The following is a 22,658-nucleotide window of genomic DNA, read 5'->3' on the forward strand; positions in this document are numbered from 1 at the left end:
ATTTCTTAGTGCCATCAAAAAAAATGATTAAACCTTAATTGTTACAAATGCTTAAAAATTATATTTATACAAGGCTGCATAGTTAAGGTTAGGATATGTGATCACGCGCGCGATGTAGACAGAATAATCGTAACTTAATGTGAATAATGGTTAGGTGTGTACCTTAGCTTTTATATTTTTAAGCTTCTAATAAAGCGATTAAACTTTTAGAAGCAATAATCCTTCTTATGGTATTGTGTGCGTGTTTAGTGGTTAAAGGTGAATATTGCCCCTTAAAATTAAGCAAAGTTAGCTAAATGGCTTTTAAAACATCTTGCTAGTCATTCTCTGAAATACAGAACAAGGTCGTTAAATGATTGAAATAATAAATAATTGGTTAATTGAACAAAATGTAGGTGCTGCATACCTTCCTTACGCGAGATCTTGGGTTGGCGCCGCACTCATCTTTATTTTATGTGGTATCAGTTATTATATTTCTAAGCATCAGTTGCTTGTGATGATTCAAAAAATTGTTTCACATTCGAGAAATACTTGGGACGATTTATTACTTGAGCATAAGGTTTTTAATCGTATTGCTTTATTAACACCTTTCTTATTCTTATGGTTTTTAACACCACATCTCGTAGAAGCTGAGAGTGTACTTGGACATTTCTTTTTAACTTTCGCCAAAATTGCTATTAGTTTTCAAGTCGCCCGAAGTATAGGTGCGTTATTAAACGTTATTAAAAGCTCTTATAAACGTACTGCGACAGAAAAATACTTACCTCTAAACTCTTCAATTCAAGTGATCAAACTGATTGTTTATATTGTGGCTTCAATTCTATCTATCTCTTATGTTTTAGGGAAATCTCCGTTTTATTTATTAAGTGGTTTAGGTGCATTAACCGCTGTGCTCTTGTTGGTTTTTCAAGATACGATCAAAGGTTTAGTTGCTAGCATTCAGATTTCTGCCAACAAGATGGTAGCACCTGGCGATTGGATTGAATTACCTACTTACGGTGCAGATGGCGACGTTTTAGAAATAGGTTTAAATACCGTAAAAGTTAAGAACTTTGATAATACCATCACTACTGTTCCTACGTATGCGTTGATCAGTGGTTCGTTTAGGAACTGGCGTGGCATGATGCAGTCAGGCGGTCGACGAATTAAACGTTCTATCATTATTGATATTACTAGCGTTAAGTTTTACCAAAAAGATGAAATAGATGATTTATCGAAAATTAAGTTACTAACTCAATACTTAGTAGATAAAACGGCTGAAATTAATCAAGATCGTAATGCCTTGGGTTTAGCGCCTGACGATTTAAGAAATAGTCGACAATTAACCAATATTGGTACGTTTAGAGCTTATATTGCCGCCTACTTAGCTCAACATCCTAAAGTGCATTCAGAAATGACTTGCATGGTAAGACAGCTAGCTTCTACCGATTCAGGTATTCCGTTAGAGTTATACTGTTTTAGTAATGATCAGAATTGGGTAAATTATGAAGGTATTCAAGCTGATATATTTGACCATATATTCGCGATGGCCCCATTATTTGGTATACGTATTTTCCAACATCCAACAGGAAATGATTGGCGTAACCTAAATGCTAAAGATTAATGTGTAAGGCTAACAGTTACTTATTTCATCAATATACAGATTAAATAAGTAACCTCAGCTCGGCTTAATATACCTTTCTATAGTGACTGTTTTTATTAACTTCTTCGTAAAATAAAGCTATCAAATCATAGATGAATATTGTGTTATCAATTTTAACGCTGGCGTATAAGACCTTCTTGCATTGTTGATGCAATCAACTCACCTTTTTGATTAAATATTTGACCTTTCACTAAACCTCTACCACCACAAGCACTTGGGCTATCAGTAGAATATAATAACCACTCGTCAACTCGAAATGGGCGATGGAACCACATCGCATGGTCAATTGATGCCATTTGGAAGTTTGGTGTCCAATAACTTGCACCATGCGGCATTAAAGACGTTGTTAAAAATTGAAAATCAGAACAATAAGCTAGCATGCACGAATGTATATGTGGATCATCAGGCAAAGATCCATTCGCTTTTATCCACATTTGATGAAGTGCTGGCGACTTTTCTGGGTGCACCCAATTATATTTTTGAACAGGTCTAAGCTCTACAGGTCTTTCAGCAAGAAACTTTCCTCTAACACTTTGAGGAATATATTCTTGATGATCAAAAATAAAGTCATTATATGATGGTAGATTATCTGGAGCGGGCACATCAGGCATGATGTCTTGATGTTCAAATCCTGATTCAACTGCTTGAAAAGACGCAGTCATATAAAATATGGCTTTACCGTTTTGAATGGCTTTTATACGTCGAGTATTAAAGCTTTTTCCATCTCTTAAGTTTTCCACTTCATAAACAACAGGCTTATTGGAATCACCAGGTCGTAAAAAATATGAATGTAAGGAGTGAATATGGCGATCAGGTTCAACTGTTTCAATGGCGGCTGATACAGCTTGCCCCATAACTTGCCCACCAAATAAGGCTTTAAACCCTATATCTTGTGATTGCCCTCTATAAATACCATCTTCAATTTTTTCTAACTGTAATAGGGAAACTAATTCCGTCAGCACTTGACCCATAAATAAAAATCCGTAGACAAATAATAAGGTAATTATAACGAGTGTATTTAGAATTTATATGTAATTTTTTGCTTTACGTTTAGCTAGTTTATGAGTGATTGTTAATCACTTGTTAAATATAGGTAAAGTAGTTGTTAGTCTAAAATTTAAACAGTTGCATATATAATTAATGTCGCGTAGGTTACGAATATAAATAAACTTTTCGTGTTTTTATCGTATTAAAGAGGTTAGTTATGCAAGCGATTATGGAAAGGGAGGCGTTATTAGAAAGGAGAGTAAGCGTAGAAGATCAATCAAGCCTATGGGATAAATTATCTCTTGCGCAAAAATTTGCGGCAAGTAGCTTAACTCAATTTGGATATGATCTTGCTTACATAAGAGAGCAACAAGATGGTAATACAGCCGTTTTATTGTGTGATGATAATGCTGCTACCATTACATCAGATGGCGAAATAAATACATCTCCTTCTATTCATTTACGATAAGTTTGTAAACCAAATTCGTAAAACGAGTTACTTGAAAAAGTAACTCGTTTTTTTTCGTTTAAAATTTGTCATTACAATGTATTATAAGTTCGTATTAGATCTAAATAATGCCTGTTACATTAATAGATTAACCTGATGCGCATAAAAGAAAGTTGTTAAATACTCAATTTATTTAATAACTTGAGATCAGGTAACTCGTTGTGAAGCAAAGAAGCACAGTTTTATGTGACGTAGCTATGAGTTAAAGAGAAATTATTATACGGTTCTGCAGTTGTATAAGTAAAACTTATCAATTTAAATCAATACTTTCTCTCTTTATACACCAAAAATATATTTTAAATGTTGTTATTTTATAAGTAATAAAAAGGTGTGGTATGAAATATCAAGATTCCATCAAGCAGGCTGATGAATTATTGTCACTGGCGGTAAACCAATTACGGTTATGGCATTTGGCGGCAAGCCCTATCAATTATGCGGTTAGTTATGAATTTGTTTCACAATCTAACAAAGCATTAGTAAGCGCAATTAAATATCAATTATCTACAGGTAAAAAGCTGGATAATTTTTATATTGAAGCTGTATATCAACAATTCATTTTAGGTCAGAGTAAATTTAGAGATGATATTGTTAATGATATCGATGGCCTCCTCGACTCAATTCAAACAAGCAATGAACAATCAACAATTTCAATTGATGGATTTATTACCGAATTAGATGCTAATTTGCATGATTTGAAATCTGGCGAGAAAGACAAAGTATCTCAGGCATGTAGTAACTTAACAAAAGCCACCCTTACTTTTAAAAGTAAACAACAACAACTTGCTGAAACACTCGAAGAAGTACAAAAAAGTAATCAAGAACTTAAAGCTGAACTCGATGAGGTGAGAAAAGATCTCTATTTAGACCCACTAACTGGCTTGTATAATCGCCAAGCGATGTCTAAACATATAGAAGCTTGGTTTAAAACGGATCCTGATAAGGATGTTGCCGCTATTGTGATTAATGTCGATCAATATACTCAAATAGCCCAACGATTTGGTTCTCTCATTGGCGATGTTTTACTTTCTAAAATAGCTAAAAAGATTGAAAGTTATGTGGATGGCAGTGGTTTGCCAATTCGAACGGGTGGAGATGAGTTTCTCATCTTATTACCTGAAGTTGATGAATCTGTCGCTAGTGAGATAGGAGAGAAAATAAGAGAAGGTGTTGGTAAACTAAGGTTTGTAAGCAGTAGATCTGGTGTTCGGTTACCGCAAATGACTATTTCTGTTGGGGTGAATAACTTTAAAGTGTCTCAGAACGTTAATGCGGTTATAAGTAAAACGCGGCACTCAATTAGCACCTAATCATCAATTTTAGTGATAAGTTCTGCAATATTCTTTTCAGAAAAAACTTGAATATTATGTTGAGTTAACAGTTGAGCCGTTACTCCCTGACCTGATATTTTAGTATTAGAAAAGGTCCCATCATAAATAGTATGGCTGCCACAAGAAGGGCTTGATTCCTTTAGTAAAGCATATTCAATATTATACTTTAAACATAAATCTAATGCCTTTAATGCTCCCTGATGAAAGCTTTCGGTAACGTCTGTATTATTTACTGTGATTATCTTTTGACTTTCTTGTTGTATTTCAGCTGGATCTCTAGGAACAGAAAGCCCGCCTAAACACTCTGGGCAGCCACTAAGTAAGCGTTTTTCTTGTTTCCACTTCGCTATCGTTTCAGCAAATAAGTTATGTTCCAATAAGCTTTGATGACCACCATCATATCTAACATTTTCACCCATAAAACAGGCACTAATAAATATCTTATGCATCGTTATTCTGCTTCTAAATGTTGCTTTATTGAGTTCAACAAAGACAGGTTGGGCGTTGTTTCGTTTTCAATCCAACATGACTGACTGTAGCATTCAAAATTCAGCATAAAATATTCCTGCTGCCATTCAAACCGACAATTTTCCCGATCAGCACCTGAAATTTTTTCAAGAATATGATGACCGGTTAATGCGCTCAGTATGTCTGTTGTGAGCTGAGAAACATCTTCCTGATACCAGTTATTGATAAAGTTTATTTGTAAGCTGTTTTCGTTGATAAGTATTAATGATGCAATTTTACTTTGCTCAGCCATAATCATAAGTTATTTTAAATTATATAAAATTTATATTATTTTATACGTCAACGGCCTTTAAATACAGGTTACTTTGATCGAGAGATTGAAAAAAAATTGACCTAATCGATATATTTTTTTCGTGAATCCATGTAATCTAAGCAACAATATCAATAATTATACGTTTAGAGAGATAATCTATGAAAAAATTGACTATGGCTGTTGCATTAACAGCACTAATGGCTTCTCCTGTATTTGCTGGTGATATTGCTGCTGGTAAAGCTAAAACTGCAGTTTGTGCTGCTTGTCACGGTGCTATGGGTGTTTCTGCAATTCCAATGTACCCTAACCTAGCGGGACAAAAAGAAGCTTACCTTGTTAAACAATTGAAAGACTTCAAAGCGGGCAACCGTAAAGATCCTGTAATGGCTCCAATGGCTATGGGCTTATCTGATGCTGATATCGCTAACGTTGCGGCATATTACGCAAGCTTAAAATAAGCTTTGCTTAATAAAACAAATTATCAAAAAAGCGCTATTTAGCGCTTTTTTTTCATCTCAACTTCTACCTTTGTGGCAAAGTTAATGAGCATGTTGTTGGATCAGTTCTAAAAATGGCTGACCATATCTCGCTAGTTTAGTATCACCAATTCCACTAATTTTCAGCATATCTCTTGAGTTAATGGGTTTTACTTTTGCTAGCTCGGATAAGGTTGCATCACTAAATACAATGAACGGAGCGATATCTTCAGCATCTGCAATTTCTTTCCTAAGCGTGCGAAGTTTGGCAAATAAAGCTCTATCGTAAGACTGATTCGGTTTATCTCTTTTCCAGTAGCTTGCTTTTTGAAGCCTTGGAGAAGCTAACATTAAGGGTTCTTCTGCTTTTAAAACTGCACGAGAAGCTTGGGTTAAACACAAAGCAGATTGCTGTGAAATATCTTGCTGTAAATAACCTAAATGAATTAATTGTCTGACGATAGAAAACCAATATCCTGGTGTTTTTTCTTGCCCAATGCCGAAAGTAGAAACAGCATCATGCTTTTTTTGTTTGATAGCGATGGTGTGCTCGCCTCTTAAAACATCGATCACATGCTCAATGTCACCTTGCTGCTGAATACGGTAAACACACGATAGTACTTTTTGTGCTTCAATTGATGCATCGAACAAGCTAGGTGGATCTAAGCAAATATCGCAGTTTCCACAACGTTTCTGAGTATATTCAGCAAAATAGTTTAAAACCACCTGTCTTCTACAGGTTTGAGCGTCAAAGAAGCCAATCATGGCTTGAAAACGTTGTAGCTCTACGTTTACCTTTTGTTCGTTTTCGCCTTCACTAATACGCTTTTTAATACGTTCTACATCTTTTGCGTCGTATAAGAATAAAGCTTCAGCTTCTAAACCATCACGCCCTGCTCTGCCAATTTCTTGATAATATGATTCTAGAGTTTTTGGTGGCTCAAAATGTATTACATAACGAATGTTTGATTTATTAATACCTAAACCAAAAGCGATGGTAGCTACAACAACTTGAATATTATCTTTAGCAAACGCATCTTGCACCGTGTTTCTGATTTCAACTTCCATACCTGCATGGTAAGCAGCGCAGTTAATGCCTGAGCTACCAAGATATTTAGAAATCTTTTCTACCTGCCACCGGCTATTACAGTAAATAATGCCGCATTCTTCACGTCGCTTTTTAATATAACCGAGTAACTGTTGTTCGCCGTTATATTTTTCAGCCATTGTTAAGCGTATATTAGGGCGATCGAAGCTATCAAGATGTATGTAAGGATCTATCAAATCTAACTGAGCTAAAATATCTTTACGTGTGGTTACATCTGCAGTTGCGGTAAGTGCCATAACAGGAATGTTAGGGAAGTTTTGTTTGATACTATTGAGTTTAGTGTAAGCGGGTCTGAAGTCGTGACCCCATTGAGAAATACAGTGAGCTTCATCAATAGCAAATAAACTGATGTTAAGTTGCATGAGTTCTTGAATAAAGTAATAACTATTCAGTCTTTCAGGGGCTATGTATAAAAGCTTGATTTCACCTCGATACAAAGACTGCATTGTTTTAGTTATTGTTTCTTGATCTAAACTTGAATTGATATAAGCGGCTGAAATTCCCTGCAGTGTTAAACTATCAACTTGATCTTTCATTAAAGCAATGAGAGGTGACACAACTATAGTTACACCGGGTAATAAAATAGCTGGTAGCTGATAACACATTGATTTACCGCCACCTGTTGGCATTAAAACAAGGCTGTCTCTTCCATTAAACAATTGTTTGATAATATCTTCTTGCCCTTGACGGAAAGATTCATAACCAAAATTATGTTTTAAAGTATCAATTAATAGTGTTGTTGATATGCTTGCTTCAGCGCTGTTAATCACATTTATCTTCAGTGTAATAATAAGATCTGTATTTTAACTTAGCTGACGCCAATGGTAGAGGTTTATTTTCTCTTATTCAGATCAAGGATGACTTTTATGAAATATTATCAGCAGAACTAATATTATTTTGCTCATTTCATTTAGCTAAATAGTGGGCAAGATTAGATCTTTCTCATCTCTTTGTGCGTATTCTTGTTGTATTAATTACAGTATCAAAACTGACACTGTAATTAATATTTTAATGATAAGCTTAATGAATAAAAACCTAGCCTCTGATTAAAGCGCCTGTAAGTTTGCGTAAGCTACAACAAGCCATTTACTGCCAACCTCAGCAAAATTTACTTGTATTCGACTTTGAGCACCAGAACCTTCGTAATTGAGCACAACACCTTCACCAAATTTGGCGTGAATAACTGACTGGCCTAATGAAAATCCAGTATTAGCGAATGTTTCTGTTGTAAACGTATTTGAAAACTTGCCCGTACTTGCTGGTCGAGACACTTGATTTTGTAAGCGTATTTCTTCTGTACATTCGTTTGGTAGTTCTCTTAAGAAACGACTTGGTTTGTGGTACTTTTCTTGACCATATAAACGTCTGCTTTCTGCATGACATAAATATAACTTCTGCATAGCACGTGTCATACCTACGTAACATAAACGTCTTTCTTCTTCTAAACGCCCGATTTCTTCAACCGACTGTTGAGAAGGAAACATACCTTCTTCTAATCCTGCGATAAACACTAATGGGAATTCAAGACCTTTAGCTGAATGCATTGTCATTAACTGAACTGCTGACTCGTATTCATCTGCTTGTGACTCACCTGATTCAAGTGCGGCATGGGTTAAGAAAGCCGTTAGCTTAGTTTGTTCTTCTTCTAATTCAGGATCCATTTCAAAGGTTTGGCAAGCAGTAACTAATTCATTTAAGTTTTCTATTCTTGCTTCTGCTCTTTCGCCTTTTTCGGCCTGATACATAGATTTTAAGCCACTGTTTTTAATAATAAAGTTAGCTTGTTGATCTAAATTAAGATTACACGAGTCATCTTCAAGTTGATTAATTAATTCAACAAAATGGGTAATAGCTTTTGCATTTCTACCTTTAAATTCTTCGTTATTAATCATGTGCTGACAAGCTTGCCATAAGGTAACATTTAAGCTTCTTGCTGCATCTCGTATCAGCGAAATCTTTTGATTACCAATACCTCGCGTAGGTGTATTTATTATACGCTCAAAAGCTGCATCGTCGTCTCGGTTATTAAGCAGGCGCATGTAAGCTAAAGCATCTTTAATTTCTTGTCGTTCGAAGAAACGCTGTCCACCATAAATTCGGTAAGGTAGTCCGCCTTGTAGTAAAGCTTCCTCGAGTAAACGAGATTGTGCGTTACTTCGATATAAAATTGCGACATCGCTTAATGAACCATTTTCTTTCTGCCAGTCTTTAATTCGGCCAGCAATAAAGCGTGCTTCGTCTATTTCGTTGAAGGCGGTGTAAATAGATATCTTTTCTCCAGATTCGTCTTGAGTCCAAAGATCTTTACCTAAACGATTATTGTTGTTTGAAATAAGTTTATTGGCTGCATTTAGGATATTAGCCGTAGAACGATAATTTTGCTCAAGTTTGATGGTTTGCGCATCATCAAAATCTTTTAAGAAGCGTTCAATATTTTCTATTTTAGCGCCACGCCAGCCATAGATAGATTGATCATCATCGCCGACAATCATCACTTTGCTTGAGGCTTTACCAAGAATATTTAACCAAGCATATTGAATACTGTTGGTATCTTGAAATTCGTCTACCAGAATATGCTTGAAACGTTTCTGATAATGTTCTAACAGTACAGGGTTATCTAACCAAAGTTCATGAGCTCTTAATAGCAGTTCGGCAAAGTCGACTAAGCCAGCTAAATTACAGGCATCTTGATAACCTTTGTATACTTTAACAAAGGTTTGTTCTGTTGGATCGTCGTAAACCTCAATATGCTGAGGGCGAATACCTTCATCTTTTTTACCGTTGATATACCACTGTAGTTGTTTAGGTGGGTATCTTTTCTCATCAATATTAAGTGAGCGAATAATACGTTTAACCAATCTTAATTGATCGTCTGAATCCAATACCTGAAAGGTTTGTGGTAATTTGGCTTCTTGAAAATGCATACGTAACAAACGATGAGCCAAACCATGGAAAGTTCCAATCCACATACCATGAGTGTTGCCGTCGACTGTTTGCTCAACACGAGCACGCATTTCAGCTGCGGCTTTATTGGTAAATGTTACCGCTAAAACACTATGAGAAGAGGCGTTTTCAACCTGCATTAACCAAGCTATACGTTGAACAAGTACGCGTGTTTTTCCACTACCTGCTCCGGCAAGTACCAGCATGTTTTGTAAGGGAGCTGCAACGACATCGCGTTGTTTTTCGTTTAACGAGTCGAGTAATTCAGAAACATCCATAGATAAGCCAAATTGTTGATAAGTTTAAAAGATAAAAAAGGTATGTTGGGCAGTTATTATGTTAAAAATTGATAAAGTTCTTCTACATTTGATAATTCAAGATTAGGTAAAATAGACAGGGGGTGACCCACGTCATAACTTGATACCCAAGCGGTTTGGCAACCAGCTAAAACGCCACCTAAAATATCTGCCTTTCCACAATCACCAACATGTAATAATTCTTCAGGCTTTATTTTTAAATGTTTGCAGGCGCTATTAAACATATCAGGACAAGGTTTGTGTTTATTTAATTTACCTGCAGACTGCCCGCCCGCATGATAAACCGCACTAAAGTATTGATTAAGTTTGATGGTGTTAGTATTCACATTACCATTACTGATAGCAATTAATGGCCACTTTTTAGCAAGCGCAGCTAATAATCGGTGAATATTGTCTGGCACGGTAAAGTTACTTCGATGAAAATTAAAATGCTCAACCGCTTTTTGTGCGCCTTGGCGAGATTGGGCTTTAGAGATCCCTAAATCAATCATACCTAAGTAATAAGTTTCACTGCGTAAAGTACTAACATCATGTTTTAACTCAGGATTAAATTTAAGGGCTTTTTCTTTATATTCAGACCAGAACTCTACGTCGTATTCTGTTTGAATATCAGTAGAGTTTTCAAGTAACGATGGCATTGCTTTTTTGAAATAGGCTAGCATTTCATCAGTTGTAGTAACCATGATGGGATGATTGCTATAGAGCGTATCGTCTAAGTCAAAACTGATGGCTTTAAAGGGCGCTAATCGACGATAAACTTTCATTATGCACCTTTATCTTTTAGGTGTTGTTGTAATAACTTCGCAATTAACTTTCTAAATTGACTTAATAGTAAGGTGTCCATACGTGGGTCGAAATGCTCTGCATCTTGGCTACTTATAGCTAAAAAACCTAATACACTGTTGTTATATTCTAGTTTAACAAGCACTACCGAACCTTCAGTAACTTGTGAGAATACCATTTGTTGTTCACTTTGTTGTAAACGGCCAAAGTAGTAATCATCTTTTGTTAAACGGTTTTGAACTATACCGCCACAATCGTTTTTAATTAAGCTGTGGTGCTCAATGCCTACAGGTTCAACGAGCCAAAGTTTTAGGTTTGATAAAGACAACAATTCGGTAATAGCTTGATGTAAACAATCAAGTAATTCGTTAGCTGAAGTACAATCAAGTAAACGTAAATACAAATCACTGTATAACGAAAATAGTTGTTCATTGTTGTTTGCAATAGACATTAACTGAGTGATTTCGTCTTCTAAGCCATGAACTTTTTGTCTTAGTTGTTGTTGTTGTCGTTCAACTAACGACACAGTGCCACGCTGATGATCTGTAAGGCGTATGCTCGTTAATAGTTCAGGATGACGAGCAAATATCTCAGGATTATCTTGTAAATAACTGACTACAATATCATCTGATAAAATGAGTTCTGCAGATTGCATTAAATTAGCCTCTGTTAGGTCATTATTTTTGTTGTTTGAACTTATTTCTGAACTCATATATGTAATTGTCCATCGAAAACATGAACAGCATCACCTGTCATTTTTACTGGGTTGCCTGGACCTTTCCAGAATATCTTTAATGTGCCACCGGGTAACTCAACAGTTACTTCTTTTGCTAATTTTTTCTGAATTTGACCTATAACTACAGCCGCACAAGCGCCACTACCACAAGCTAATGTTTCAGCTGCGCCACGCTCATATACTCGTAATTTTACAAATTCAGGAGAAACTACTTCCATAAACCCGACGTTAACGCCTTCAGGAAAGCGTTCGTGTGTTGCCAGCGCTTTACCTAACGTTTCTAATGGAGCATCTTTAACTGAATCTACGGTTATAACACAATGAGGATTACCCATAGAAACAGCACCACACAACACAGTTTCATCTTCACTACGAAGAATATAAGTACCTTCTGTTTTTTGAGCAGTAAAAGGTATTTTATTTGGTTCAAATTGTGGAACCGGCATGGTTACGGTAATTTTTCCATCACGCTCAACAAACAACGTCATTTTACCTGATTGAGTAGAAACCTTGATTTTGTTTTTATTTGTTAAGTTTTTTAAGCGAACAAAACGTGCGAAACAACGGGCACCATTGCCACATTGTCCAACTTCACTACCATCAGCATTATAAATACGGTAGTGAAAATCTAAGTCTGGATCGTAAGGCGGCTCAACTACTAATAGTTGGTCGAACCCTACGCCAAAATTACGATCGGCAAGTTGCTTTATTTGTTCGTTCGACAAATAAACGTTTTGCGTAACATTATCTAATACTAGAAAGTCGTTACCTAAACCGTGCATTTTTGAAAAATTTACAAGCATTTAATTCTTATTCTCGTGACTAATACTGTTTAAGAGATAACTTATGGAAGCAAAGATTCGCCTTGCCAAAGTTGTTCTATTGTTTCACGTTTGCGGATCACATGAACGTCTGCACCATCAACCATAATTTCAGCAACACGTGGTCTGCTGTTATAGTTTGAACTCATGGTAAAGCCATAAGCGCCAGATGAACGAATCGCAAGTAAATCACCTGCTTCAATGGCTAGTTCACGTTTCTTACCTAAGAAGTCGCCTGTTTCACAAATTGGACCTACTATGTCGTAAACTTTGGTTGGAGCATCTCTGTGTTCAACAGGAATAATCGCTTGCCATGCTGAATATAGTGACGGTCTGATTAAATCATTCATAGCGGCATCAACAATCGCGAAGTTCAATTCTTCATTTGATTTTAAGAATTCAACTTCAGTTACTAATATACCGGCGTTAGCCATAATAGCGCGACCAGGTTCAAATATTAGCGTAATGTCACGACCTTCTAATTTATCAGCAATCGCTTTAGCATATTGTTCAGGATGTGGTGGTTTTTCATCGTTATAACAAACACCTAATCCGCCGCCAACATCAATGTGTGATAAGTTAATGTTTTTTGCTGCTAAGTTATCTACTAACATTAGTACGCGATCTAAAGCATCCAAAAACGGAGCGACTTCGGTAATTTGCGAACCTATATGGCAATCAACACCTTTAACAGCAATGTTTGATAATTTTGATGCATAAACATAAAACTCTTCAGCATCGTCAATATTAATACCAAACTTATTATCTTTTAAACCTGTAGAAATATAAGGATGTGTACCTGCATCTACATCAGGATTTACACGTAAAGAAATAGGCGCAACAACATTTAATGATTTTGCTACGTTTTGAATACGATCAAGTTCAGCACCAGATTCAACATTAAAACAGTAAATACCTTTATCAAGGGCGTAAGCGATCTCGTCTGAAGTTTTACCTACACCAGAAAAAACAACTTTCTTAGGATCTCCACCTGCTTCTAAAACACGAGCTAATTCACCTTTCGATACAATATCAAAACCTGAACCTAAGCGTGCCATTACGTTTAATACAGCAATGTTACTGTTAGCTTTTACTGCATAACATACAATGTGTGGGCGATCGCCTGCGGCGTTATCAAAGGCTTTCCAATGTCTCTCGATGGTTGCTCTTGAATAAATATATAAAGGCGTACCATGGTCATTGGCAATGTCAGATACTTTGCTATCTTCAGCATATAAAGATGTATTTTTATGATTAAAAAAGTCCACCGCTTTTCCTACCTTTTACTAGTGCTAATATTTGAATTTGTATGTTCTGTTGGGCTCAATCCTAATTTTTCAGAAGAAGTAGGATCAACATTTTCAGACGGAGTTTGATACAAAGGACCTTTTATGCCGCAACCTGTTATTGTTACCAAAGACACAACGAAAGCCAAAATAAATAAAATTTGTTTACACATATTTGATTAATTCGATTTTTTTCCCATGATAGACGTTTTATAATCAGATTGGTATAACAGCGATCTTAAATAATTTACCAAATTAGGTAGAAAGGACAATTAATGAACGATAGTGAATATAATATAGCAGCAGAAGACTTATTACTGGCTGTTGAAGAGGCCATTGAAGACTGTGGTTACGATATCGATTTCGAAGGTGTTGGTGGTTTATTAACCTTAACATTTAAAAACAGCACTAAGATTATCATTAATAAGCAAGCGCCTTTGAAGGAAATTTGGGTTGCAACTAAATTTAATGGACATCACTTCCATTTTGAAAATGATCAATGGATAGATAAACGTGGTGGAGATGAGTTCTGGAAATTTATTTCAAATGCAGTCAGTGTTCAAGCTGAAGCTGAAATTACCTTAGAAGCTTAACTTGATATAGCTAGACAATTTAACCAGACAAAAAATCAGGCAATAAACTATGAGTAAGAATATCGTACGCATCGCAACACGTAAAAGTGCTTTAGCCTTGTGGCAAGCAGAATATGTGAAAGCACAACTTGAAAAACATCATGACAATATTACGGTTGAACTCGTACCTATGACAACAAAAGGCGATATTATTTTAGATACGCCATTAGCAAAAGTTGGCGGTAAAGGACTTTTTGTTAAAGAACTTGAAGTTGCGATGTTAGAAGATCGTGCCGATATTGCTGTGCATTCCATGAAAGACGTCCCCGTTGAATTTCCTGAAGGTCTTGGCTTAGAAGTGATCTGTCCTCGTGAAGATCCGCGCGATGCTTTTGTTTCAAACACTATCGAAACCTTTGAATCTTTACCACATGGTGCAGTAGTAGGTACGTCTAGTTTACGTAGACAGTGCCAAATTAAAGCGCTACGACCAGACTTACAAATTAGAGACTTGCGCGGTAACGTAAATACACGCTTAAAGAAACTTGATGACGGTGAATACGACGCGATTATATTAGCTGCAGCAGGTTTAATTCGTTTAGAAATGCCTGAACGTATTAAAGAATATATTGCTCCAGAACTTATGCTTCCTGCTAACGGACAAGGTGCTGTAGGAATTGAATGTCGTACAGACGATGAAAATATTAAAGCCTTAATCGCGCCACTTGAATGTAAAGAAACTCGCACCAGAGTGCTTGCCGAAAGATCTATGAACCGAGCACTAGAAGGTGGCTGCCAAGTACCTATTGGTAGTTATGCTGTTTTAGAAAATAACCCTTCATCAGCCGATGACGAGCCTGTTATTTATTTACGTGGGTTAGTAGGTGCAATTGATGGTAGTACTATTTTACATAGTGACATTCGTGGGCCTATCGCGGAAGCTGAAGCATTAGGTAATACCCTAGCGCAACAGTTACTTAGTTTAGGTGCGGATGTTATTTTGAAACAGGTATATGCCGAACAATAACCTATTAAAAAGCAATCTTAATGTTCTGATCACTCGCCCTGAAAATGAAGGGCGACGATTAGCGACTAAGTTAAATACACTGGGCATTAATACTCAGTGTCAGCCCATGTTCGACTATAGAGTCAATGATAACCTCACTAAGAATGGCCCTGAAAATCTTGCTCAACGTTTAAATCAAGTTAATCAGCCCATTGTTATTTTTATTAGTGTTGCTGCGGTAACCAGTGCTAATGAAATAATCGATATCGCTTCTTGGCAGGCAAGTAAAGTATTTGCTGTGGGTACTGCAACAGCTAAAGCGTTGAAAGCTCTGCATATCGATGTTATTTCCCCTAAACTTCAAACCAGTGAAGGACTACTTGCCTTACCTGAACTTCAATCAATTGAAGGACAAGATATTCTTATTGTTAGAGGTGATGGTGGTAGGGAGTATTTAGCAGACTCTCTTAAAGCAAAAAATGGAATTGTATACTATATTGAAGCTTATCAACGAATTTGGCGACAATTACCTAACAATATTCAACAACATTGGCGAAGTCATCAGATTAATTGTATGGTGATAACTAGTGACGCTATATTACAAAGCATAGTACAATTAATTAATCTATCAGATGAGTATTGGCAAACCGACTGTTATTGGTTGGTTGCAAGTGAGCGAATAGCTCAAAATGCAAAGGCATTAGGTTTAAAGCGCGTTATAAACTCAAATGGCGCAAGTGATAATGCTATTACCAATGCGATAACATCTGATGTAACAATCAACATGGAATAAGATGATGACCGATAAGCCAACGACTAAAAATGGTGATAACTCAGCAGAAAAAGCTAATACCATCACTAAATCTACTCAAAAGTCTGCCGAAAGCTCATCAAAAAATAGTTCTCAAGCAAGCGTATCCGTTAATATGTCTAATAGTACTAACGCGATAAAAGATAACGCCGCTGTAAGTAAAACTGACAATAATAAAAATGTAGGTGATAAACCTATTACTGCTAAATCAGACGATAAAGCAGCACAAAAAACTGAAACAGTTAAGCCTTCAGCATCTCCTCAAACACCGTCTTCTCAAAAAGTTAAACAAACTATGAAATCAGATCAAAAGAAAGTATCAAAACCAGAACAAAATACAGAATTGAAAAAAGAACAAGTTAAAGAACCAGAAAAAAAATCAAAAGTATCTAAACTTGCCATTTTATCATTGCTTATTGCTTTACTTGCTGTGGTTGGAGTTGTTTTACTTTATTTCTGGCATGTTCAACAGCAAAACACGATTATTTCACAGTTACAGCAAGTTAAAAGTGAAGCTACAAAAGGCAATCAATTAGCGCAAGAACGCATGCAACAAAAAATGTTGCAAACATTACAAGATCAGGAAGAAAATCTTGCGATGCAGTTTTCTGATTCAGCCCATAATATGAAACAAGAAACTCAAGAAAGTATTGAGCAGCTCAATTTTATGGTGGAAAAGTTTAGTCAGAATCAACCAACAGATTGGTTAGTACATGAAGCTGAATATCTTATCCGAGTTGCAGCTCGTACTTTATGGTTAGAAAAAGATACCACCGCGGCTATTGGTTTATTACAAGATGCCGATGCACGTATTGCTGAATTGAATGATCCAGAAATATTGCCAATACGTCAGTTAATTTACCAAGATATTGAAGCCTTACGTTTAATGCCAAGGTTAGAAACAGAGCAAGTGATATTATCGCTAATGGCTTTGGGAGAACAAGTTCAGTCATTACCTTTAGTCGCTTTAACTGTTGCCCAAGAGACTGAAAATGCGGATCGCTACACTTTATCTGAAGATGTATCTGATTGGCGTGAAAATATGGCTAAAACGTGGGATAAATTCTTACAAACATTTGTTGTTGTTCATAGTCGAGTAGGTGACTTAGAGCCTATTTTGCCAGCGGAACAACGCCAACATTTGAAAGAGAATTTAAGCCTTAAACTACAAGTTGCGCAATGGGCAGCAAGTAAAGGTAATCACGATTTATTTGTTAAGTCGTTAAATGATGCAGAATTGTGGCTCACTCAGTATTTTGATTTGAATGACGAGAAGAATAAAGTCTTTATCAATTCAATTGAAAGCGTTAAAAATAAAGTCATAGTGGTTGAAGACGAGCTTAAGTTAGTTTCTTTAAAAGCCATTAGAAAGGCGCTTGAAGATAAAAAATCAACACGACCTCCTGCACCACCACTTGAAAACAAAGCGCCTTCAGAAGAAATATTAGAAGAAGTAAAAGATGAACAGAACAGAGTAGAAGAGAGCCAAAATATTGTAGCACCAGAAAGCACTTCTGAGGTGTTACCAGAAGTCGCTCCGAAAACAATTGAAGAGCAAATACCAGAAGTTAATGAAGCTGAAATCAATGAACTTTCTGAAAAGGCAGCTGATATGAGCGAGGCAGCATAATGAAAAAATTGTTTGTTATGCTTCTTGTCATCTTTACGTTTATTGCGGTTACGCCAATATTCTTTACTGAACCTGGTTATATTTCTATTGCTATGGGCGGTATGATTTATGAGTTAACGGTATATTCAGCTATCTTTTGGATCTTGTTTATATTTTTAGTGATTGTGCTACTTTTTGTTATTTTCAGAGGCGGCTTCAGATTCAGTTTAGGCACTTGGAATAAATTAGCTTATGCAAGTAAACGTCGTGGCGTTAAAGATTTTGAGAAAGCTGTAGCCTCTTATATTCTTGAAGATTATGCTCAAGCGGAGCATTTATTTGCTAAAAGCTCAGAGCCGGCTCAAAGAGAACGCATAGGTTACTTGCTTGCATCGTCAGCAGCATCTAAACAATCGCTAAGTACTAATGCTAAGCATTATTTAAACCTACTTAGTGAAGTGGATAATAAAGCGAAGAACGTCAATATTGAGTCGCTATTAGTTACCATTAAGCTATATATGCAACAAGATGATAGAGAAAATGCACGCTTATTGATTGACCAAAACCATAAGCTTATTGGACACGATGCACGCCTATTAACGCTAAATATTGATCTGCAAATTGCTGAAAAACATTATTTAGCTGCAGCAGAATCTTTAGTGGCAGCGCGTAAGCAAAAAGCCATAACAGAGCAAACCATACAAGAATGGGAAAATGTTGTTTTTTATGGTGCTTTTAGACAATTAGCCACAGAGAAAGATTCAGAAGAAATTTCTCGTTACTGGAATAATCTGTCAAGTAAAGTGAAGAAGCGTGAAGTGGTTGTAATGGCTTACTGTAAAGTACTTGCTGAAAATAATATTACGGCGCCGTTAAGTAAAATATTATTACCAATTATTAAAAAAGGTGCTGATAAAGCATTTATGAAAAATATGAGAAGCTTGCCAATAACTCAGCCTGACGAGCTTATTGTTGTTGTGCAAAAGTACTTACACAAAGATCCGAAAAATGCTGTGTGGTTGAGTTGTTTAGCTCATTTAGCCGTGTCGAGTAAGCAATGGGAGATGGCAGAAAAAGCCTTTAATACCTTAGTTAACTTAGACGAAAAACAATACGACGATGTCGATTTATTGGCCTTTGCTCAAACATTACAACAACGTCAACAATTTGAAAAAGCTGTACAGGTATACGCTAAATTACATTAGTTAAATTATCTAATAGCTACGAATAACATCATCAAATAAAGCCAGTTATTATACTGGCTTTATTTATGCTCTATAGACGACCATCAAGGTAGCATCTGTTAGAAAACATGATGCAAACAATATATATGAACTTATCAATAGAATTTAAAAAACCTGAAGTAAAAGCTTCATACGATTGGCAACTAACGCAAGAAATCAATGTAAGTAATGAAGCTGGTGAGGTTATCGCTAAAGCTGAAATCGAGCTTATTACATTAAATAAACATCGCGATGCCGACAAAAGCTTTGAAATGTTAGATGAACAAGAAGCGACTGATTGGGAAATCCCATTAGGTGTTTATTTCAAGAAGCAAAATTTAATCGCAGACTATTGCGATAAGCTTTTGGTTAAAGCAGATACTAATGCAAAAACACATATCATGATTGAGGCTATAAGTGTTCAACCTCAATACAGAAAACAAGGTGTAGCTCAATACTTGTTGAATGAGATTGCTCAACATTATCCGAAAGTACAGTCGTTAAACTTAATGAGTATGGCGATGAATTTATTTGTTGATTTAGAATTTTGTAATGGCGAAGAAAACACGCAATATTACACAAACTTGGCTTTAGAGAATGAAGTGATAGCCAATGAAGAATTAAAAGCCAATGAAGAATTAAAAGCGTTTTTTACTGCAAGCGGTTTCATGGAAGTTGAAATAGATGCTAGCTTGTTAGCAGAGCCTTTACCGTACGATATATTTGTTGCTAGCCCTGCAACTATTCAAGCAGCTGTTTCAAAGTAGAACAGTATTTACGTACCTACTCACAGTCTTTAAAGGCTGATGAGTAGGTATTCTATCAATAAGCTCAGGTTTATTTGCTTGCCATTAAAAACTGCCATTGCTCATTAAATTCGTCACTTGGCTTTTTAGTGAATCCCGATCTTACATATTGACTAATTTTACCTTCAGCAAAAGCCACAATAATATTCGCTAAAGCTAATTCGTTAATGGTAAAACCTTTGCCTTCTCTTAGTTTACGCTCTCTTAATACTTGCTTAAATTGAGATTCTAACTTTTCAAAGAATTGATTTACACGTGCACGTAAACGTTCATTTTCACCCATTAACGCATCACCACTTAGAATCCGACACATACCAGGATTACGCTCTGCAAAAACTAAAAGTACATGTAAAATATGATGGCAGCGTACTAAGGCTTCTTTATGATCTGAAAGAATAAGATTAATTCTTGAGAAAGTAGACTCTTCAATGAAATCAATTAAACCTTCGAACATTCTCGCTTTTGATGGAAAGTGACGATATAAAGCCGCTTCCGACACACCTACTTCAGCAGCTAATTTGGCTGTAGTAATGCGTTGTCCTGGGCTGGTTTCGAGCATACTAGCTAAACATTCGAGGATTTGTTGTTTACGATTTGGTTTTTGATTGGCAGGCATCAAAAAATTCTCATTTTTATAATTATTAATGAGTGAATTCTAACGGTTTTATAGGGTTGCTTTCAAGGCATTTTATAGAGTATAAATTTATTTCACTTATGCAAATAATAAATACGCCAGTATATTTAAATTAATAATTCTGGCGTATGTGGTTACTTACTATCAGAAGAAATAAAATCGTATGTTTTACGTATTATTTAACATACTTTTTAGCAATTTCTGACACTAAAGATTTAGCTAATTCTGCTTTGCTTGTCAGCGGTAAATGAACTTCATCATCAGCGCTAAATAAAGTTAACGAATTATCATCACTGTTAAAGCCTTGCCCAGCTAAAGAAACATTGTTTGCACAAATTAAATCTAAATTCTTACGTGCTAGTTTAGCTTTTGCGTATTGCTCAACATCTTGTGTTTCTGCGGCAAAGCCTACTGTGAAAGGTTTATTGGTTAATGAAGCAACATCAGCCACGATATCTGGATTTTTAACAAGCTCAATGGTCAGGTTATCGTTATCTGCTGTCTTCTTGATTTTATGATCAGCAACCTCAGCAACACGGTAATCAGCAACAGCAGCGCAAGCAACAAATACATCGGCTTGTTCAGCGAGGGATATTGCGTGTTTGTGCATGTCTCTGGCGCTATCTACATTAATGACTGCACAATCTTGCGGTGCAGAAATATTAACAGGACCAGAAATAATCGTTACTTTGGCTCCTGCTTGTTGTGCGGCATGAGCAATTGAATAGCCCATTTTTCCTGAACTGTGATTAGAAATATATCTTACAGGGTCAATCGCTTCACGCGTAGGACCTGCTGTGATCACCCAATGTTGACCAACTAATACCTTAGTTGCATTGTCATTTTTATAGAAATCACATGCAAGTTTTACAAGATCTGGTACATCAAGCATACGCCCTAAACCTACATCGCCACAGGCTTGTTCACCCGCTCCAGGCCCCCAAAGAGTGATATTACGTGATTTTAAAATATTGATGTTATCTTGAGTCGCTTGTGCATGCCACATTTGCTGGTTCATGGCTGGCGCAATGACTAAAGGTGCATCGCTCGCTAAGCAAATAGTGGTCAGTAAATTGTTTGCTAAGCCATGTGTAATGCGTGCAATAAGATCTGCAGTTGCTGGGGCAATAAGGATGAGATCAGCCCACTTAGCTAACTCAATATGACCCATAGCGAGCTCAGCTTCTGTATTTAACAAACTATCTGACACAGCATTACCTGAAACGGCTTGTAGTGTTAATGGAGTAATGAAAGCTTTAGCGCCATCTGTCATTACAACGCGAATGTTAGCACCGTGCTCTTTTAAGCGACGTACAAGTTCAGGTGTTTTATAAGCAGCAATGCCACCACTTATACCAAGCACAATATTTTTGCCTTTTAGCATTTTCTACTACACATATTATTTAAAACAAAGGGGTTGTTAAGATAGCATTAATCGATAATATATTAAATTGTCAATATTGATTAAAATTTATGCAAGGAAGGCGGATATGTTAAAAGATTGGCCAAGCGTAGAAAGACCTAGAGAAAAACTGCTAAACCAAGGTGCTGCTAGCTTAAGCGATGCTGAGTTATTAGCAATATTCCTAAGAACAGGTGTGCAGGGTTGTAATGTTGTTGAATTAGCTCGTAAGTTATTGATGAGTTTTGGCAGTATTTCAGCTATTTACAAAGCCTCTGAAACTGAGTTTTGTTCCCGTAAAGGTTTAGGCTCAGCTAAGTATGCTCAATTGCAAGCTTGCCTAGAAATGTCGAAAAGGCATTTATCTGAACAACTGCAACACGGGCATGAACTCACTTCCTCTCAAGCCACTAAAAATTACCTCATCAGTGAATTACGCAATGAAACCCGAGAGGTTTTTGCTGTACTTTTTTTAAATAATCAGCATCAAGTCATTAAATTTGAACGTCTATTTTACGGCACCATAGATTCGGCGGCTGTTTATCCTCGTATTGTGGTGGAGCATGCATTAAAGCATCAAGCGGCAGCGGTTATTTTGTCTCATAACCATCCCTCTGGTATTGCTGAATCTAGCCGAGCCGATAGGCAAATCACTCAACGGTTAGAAAATGCTTTGGGTTTGATTGATGTCAGAGTTTTAGATCATATGATTATCGCAGGGCATCAATGCTACTCGTTTGCGGAACATGGAGAGCTTAATAACCTTAGTTCGGTTTAATGGGAGTTAATACAATGTTGATAGCTTGTTAAATAACCATATAGGGCAAAATTTACCATTAAAAGTTTAGCTTAAAATAGTTGCAACTCAAGCCAATGACC

At 36.3% G+C, this 22,658-nt stretch carries 23 protein-coding genes; 11 read left to right on the forward strand and 12 right to left on the reverse strand.

Annotated features, from left to right (window positions below; all coding sequences use genetic code 11):
• Positions 1-352 precede the first annotated feature (352 nt).
• The gene (locus tag Q5N69_RS03330) at positions 353-1,603 is read left to right on the forward strand and encodes a mechanosensitive ion channel family protein (RefSeq protein WP_304367433.1); all 1,251 of its coding nucleotides are present in this window, start codon (positions 353-355) and stop codon (positions 1,601-1,603) included.
• 152 nt (positions 1,604-1,755) lie between these two features.
• On the opposite strand, the gene tesB is transcribed toward Q5N69_RS03330, so the two are convergent.
• A complete protein-coding gene (tesB, locus tag Q5N69_RS03335) occupies positions 1,756-2,613 on the reverse strand; it encodes an acyl-CoA thioesterase II (RefSeq protein WP_304367434.1) in 858 nt (285 codons plus the stop codon).
• A gap of 233 nt (positions 2,614-2,846) precedes the next feature.
• On the opposite strand from tesB, the gene Q5N69_RS03340 reads away from it, so the two are divergent.
• Positions 2,847-3,098 carry a hypothetical protein gene (locus tag Q5N69_RS03340; RefSeq protein ID WP_304367435.1) on the forward strand — a complete coding sequence of 84 codons (252 nt, stop codon included), beginning with the start codon at positions 2,847-2,849 and terminating at the stop codon, positions 3,096-3,098.
• A gap of 374 nt (positions 3,099-3,472) precedes the next feature.
• On the forward strand, positions 3,473-4,444 hold the full coding sequence (locus Q5N69_RS03345) for a GGDEF domain-containing protein (RefSeq protein ID WP_304367436.1): 972 nt from the start codon (positions 3,473-3,475) through the stop codon (positions 4,442-4,444).
• Here the strand turns inward: Q5N69_RS03345 and Q5N69_RS03350 are convergent.
• Together Q5N69_RS03350 and Q5N69_RS03355 are read right to left on the reverse strand one after the other, a co-directional pair.
• Entirely contained in the window at positions 4,441-4,914 is a 474-nt protein-coding gene (locus Q5N69_RS03350) for a DUF523 domain-containing protein (RefSeq protein WP_304367437.1), read from the reverse strand. The two genes, Q5N69_RS03345 and Q5N69_RS03350, sit on opposite strands and share 4 nt — an antisense overlap.
• 2 nt (positions 4,915-4,916) lie before the next feature.
• Positions 4,917-5,225, reverse strand: a complete 309-nt coding sequence (locus Q5N69_RS03355) for a DUF3630 family protein (RefSeq protein WP_304367438.1) — start codon at positions 5,223-5,225, stop codon at positions 4,917-4,919.
• Between the two features lie 179 nt (positions 5,226-5,404).
• Between Q5N69_RS03355 and Q5N69_RS03360 the strand changes: the two genes are divergently transcribed.
• Positions 5,405-5,704: a cytochrome c gene (locus Q5N69_RS03360; RefSeq protein WP_304367439.1), complete on the forward strand. Its 300-nt coding sequence runs from the start codon at positions 5,405-5,407 to the stop codon at positions 5,702-5,704.
• 81 nt (positions 5,705-5,785) lie between these two features.
• Here Q5N69_RS03360 and recQ read toward each other — a convergent pair whose 3' ends face one another.
• The 7 genes from recQ to Q5N69_RS18345 form a co-directional block, all read right to left on the reverse strand.
• Positions 5,786-7,597, reverse strand: a complete 1,812-nt coding sequence (gene recQ / locus Q5N69_RS03365; protein ID WP_304367580.1) for a DNA helicase RecQ — start codon at positions 7,595-7,597, stop codon at positions 5,786-5,788.
• 279 nt (positions 7,598-7,876) lie between these two features.
• On the reverse strand, positions 7,877-10,051 hold the full coding sequence (gene uvrD, locus Q5N69_RS03370; protein ID WP_304367440.1) for a DNA helicase II: 2,175 nt from the start codon (positions 10,049-10,051) through the stop codon (positions 7,877-7,879).
• Between the two features lie 56 nt (positions 10,052-10,107).
• Entirely contained in the window at positions 10,108-10,854 is a 747-nt protein-coding gene (locus tag Q5N69_RS03375; RefSeq protein ID WP_304367441.1) for an HAD-IA family hydrolase, read from the reverse strand.
• A complete protein-coding gene (locus Q5N69_RS03380; RefSeq protein ID WP_304367442.1) occupies positions 10,854-11,585 on the reverse strand; it encodes a DUF484 family protein in 732 nt (243 codons plus the stop codon). The genes Q5N69_RS03375 and Q5N69_RS03380 overlap by 1 nt, the downstream gene beginning before the upstream one ends.
• A complete protein-coding gene (gene dapF / locus Q5N69_RS03385) occupies positions 11,582-12,412 on the reverse strand; it encodes a diaminopimelate epimerase (RefSeq protein ID WP_304367443.1) in 831 nt (276 codons plus the stop codon). Before dapF ends, Q5N69_RS03380 begins: the two co-directional genes overlap by 4 nt.
• Before the next feature lie 41 nt (positions 12,413-12,453).
• Positions 12,454-13,698, reverse strand: coding sequence for a diaminopimelate decarboxylase (lysA, locus tag Q5N69_RS03390; RefSeq protein WP_304367444.1), 1,245 nt, complete (start codon positions 13,696-13,698; stop codon positions 12,454-12,456).
• An 8-nt stretch (positions 13,699-13,706) separates the two neighbouring features.
• Positions 13,707-13,889: a lipoprotein gene (locus tag Q5N69_RS18345; protein ID WP_369686661.1), complete on the reverse strand. Its 183-nt coding sequence runs from the start codon at positions 13,887-13,889 to the stop codon at positions 13,707-13,709.
• A gap of 102 nt (positions 13,890-13,991) precedes the next feature.
• Here Q5N69_RS18345 and cyaY point away from each other — a divergent pair, with 102 nt between their 5' ends.
• The 6 genes from cyaY to Q5N69_RS03420 all read left to right on the forward strand — a co-directional run bounded on the left by cyaY (position 13,992) and on the right by Q5N69_RS03420 (position 19,704).
• Positions 13,992-14,309: an iron donor protein CyaY gene (gene cyaY, locus Q5N69_RS03395; protein WP_304367445.1), complete on the forward strand. Its 318-nt coding sequence runs from the start codon at positions 13,992-13,994 to the stop codon at positions 14,307-14,309.
• Positions 14,310-14,358: 49 nt separating this feature from the next.
• Positions 14,359-15,315, forward strand: coding sequence for a hydroxymethylbilane synthase (gene hemC / locus Q5N69_RS03400; protein ID WP_304367446.1), 957 nt, complete (start codon positions 14,359-14,361; stop codon positions 15,313-15,315).
• Positions 15,302-16,087, forward strand: a complete 786-nt coding sequence (locus Q5N69_RS03405) for a uroporphyrinogen-III synthase (RefSeq protein WP_304367447.1) — start codon at positions 15,302-15,304, stop codon at positions 16,085-16,087. The genes hemC and Q5N69_RS03405 overlap by 14 nt, the downstream gene beginning before the upstream one ends.
• A gap of 1 nt (position 16,088) precedes the next feature.
• Complete coding sequence (locus tag Q5N69_RS03410; RefSeq protein ID WP_304367448.1) at positions 16,089-17,735, forward strand: uroporphyrinogen-III C-methyltransferase; 1,647 nt, start codon at positions 16,089-16,091, stop codon at positions 17,733-17,735.
• Entirely contained in the window at positions 17,735-18,919 is a 1,185-nt protein-coding gene (locus Q5N69_RS03415; protein ID WP_304367449.1) for a heme biosynthesis HemY N-terminal domain-containing protein, read from the forward strand. Before Q5N69_RS03410 ends, Q5N69_RS03415 begins: the two co-directional genes overlap by 1 nt.
• Positions 18,920-19,029: 110 nt before the next feature.
• A complete protein-coding gene (locus tag Q5N69_RS03420; protein WP_304367450.1) occupies positions 19,030-19,704 on the forward strand; it encodes a GNAT family N-acetyltransferase in 675 nt (224 codons plus the stop codon).
• Positions 19,705-19,774: 70 nt separating this feature from the next.
• Here the strand turns inward: Q5N69_RS03420 and slmA are convergent, their stop codons facing one another.
• A complete protein-coding gene (slmA, locus tag Q5N69_RS03425) occupies positions 19,775-20,359 on the reverse strand; it encodes a nucleoid occlusion factor SlmA (RefSeq protein ID WP_304367451.1) in 585 nt (194 codons plus the stop codon).
• Between the two features lie 193 nt (positions 20,360-20,552).
• Positions 20,553-21,761, reverse strand: a complete 1,209-nt coding sequence (gene coaBC, locus Q5N69_RS03430) for a bifunctional phosphopantothenoylcysteine decarboxylase/phosphopantothenate--cysteine ligase CoaBC (protein ID WP_304367452.1) — start codon at positions 21,759-21,761, stop codon at positions 20,553-20,555.
• A 106-nt stretch (positions 21,762-21,867) separates the two neighbouring features.
• Here coaBC and radC point away from each other — a divergent pair, with 106 nt between their 5' ends.
• Positions 21,868-22,557, forward strand: coding sequence for a DNA repair protein RadC (radC, locus tag Q5N69_RS03435; RefSeq protein ID WP_304367453.1), 690 nt, complete (start codon positions 21,868-21,870; stop codon positions 22,555-22,557).
• The last annotated feature ends 101 nt before the right edge of the window (positions 22,558-22,658 follow it).

The sequence above is a fragment of the Pseudocolwellia sp. AS88 genome (assembly GCF_030551755.1).
Classification (GTDB): domain Bacteria; phylum Pseudomonadota; class Gammaproteobacteria; order Enterobacterales; family Alteromonadaceae; genus Pseudocolwellia.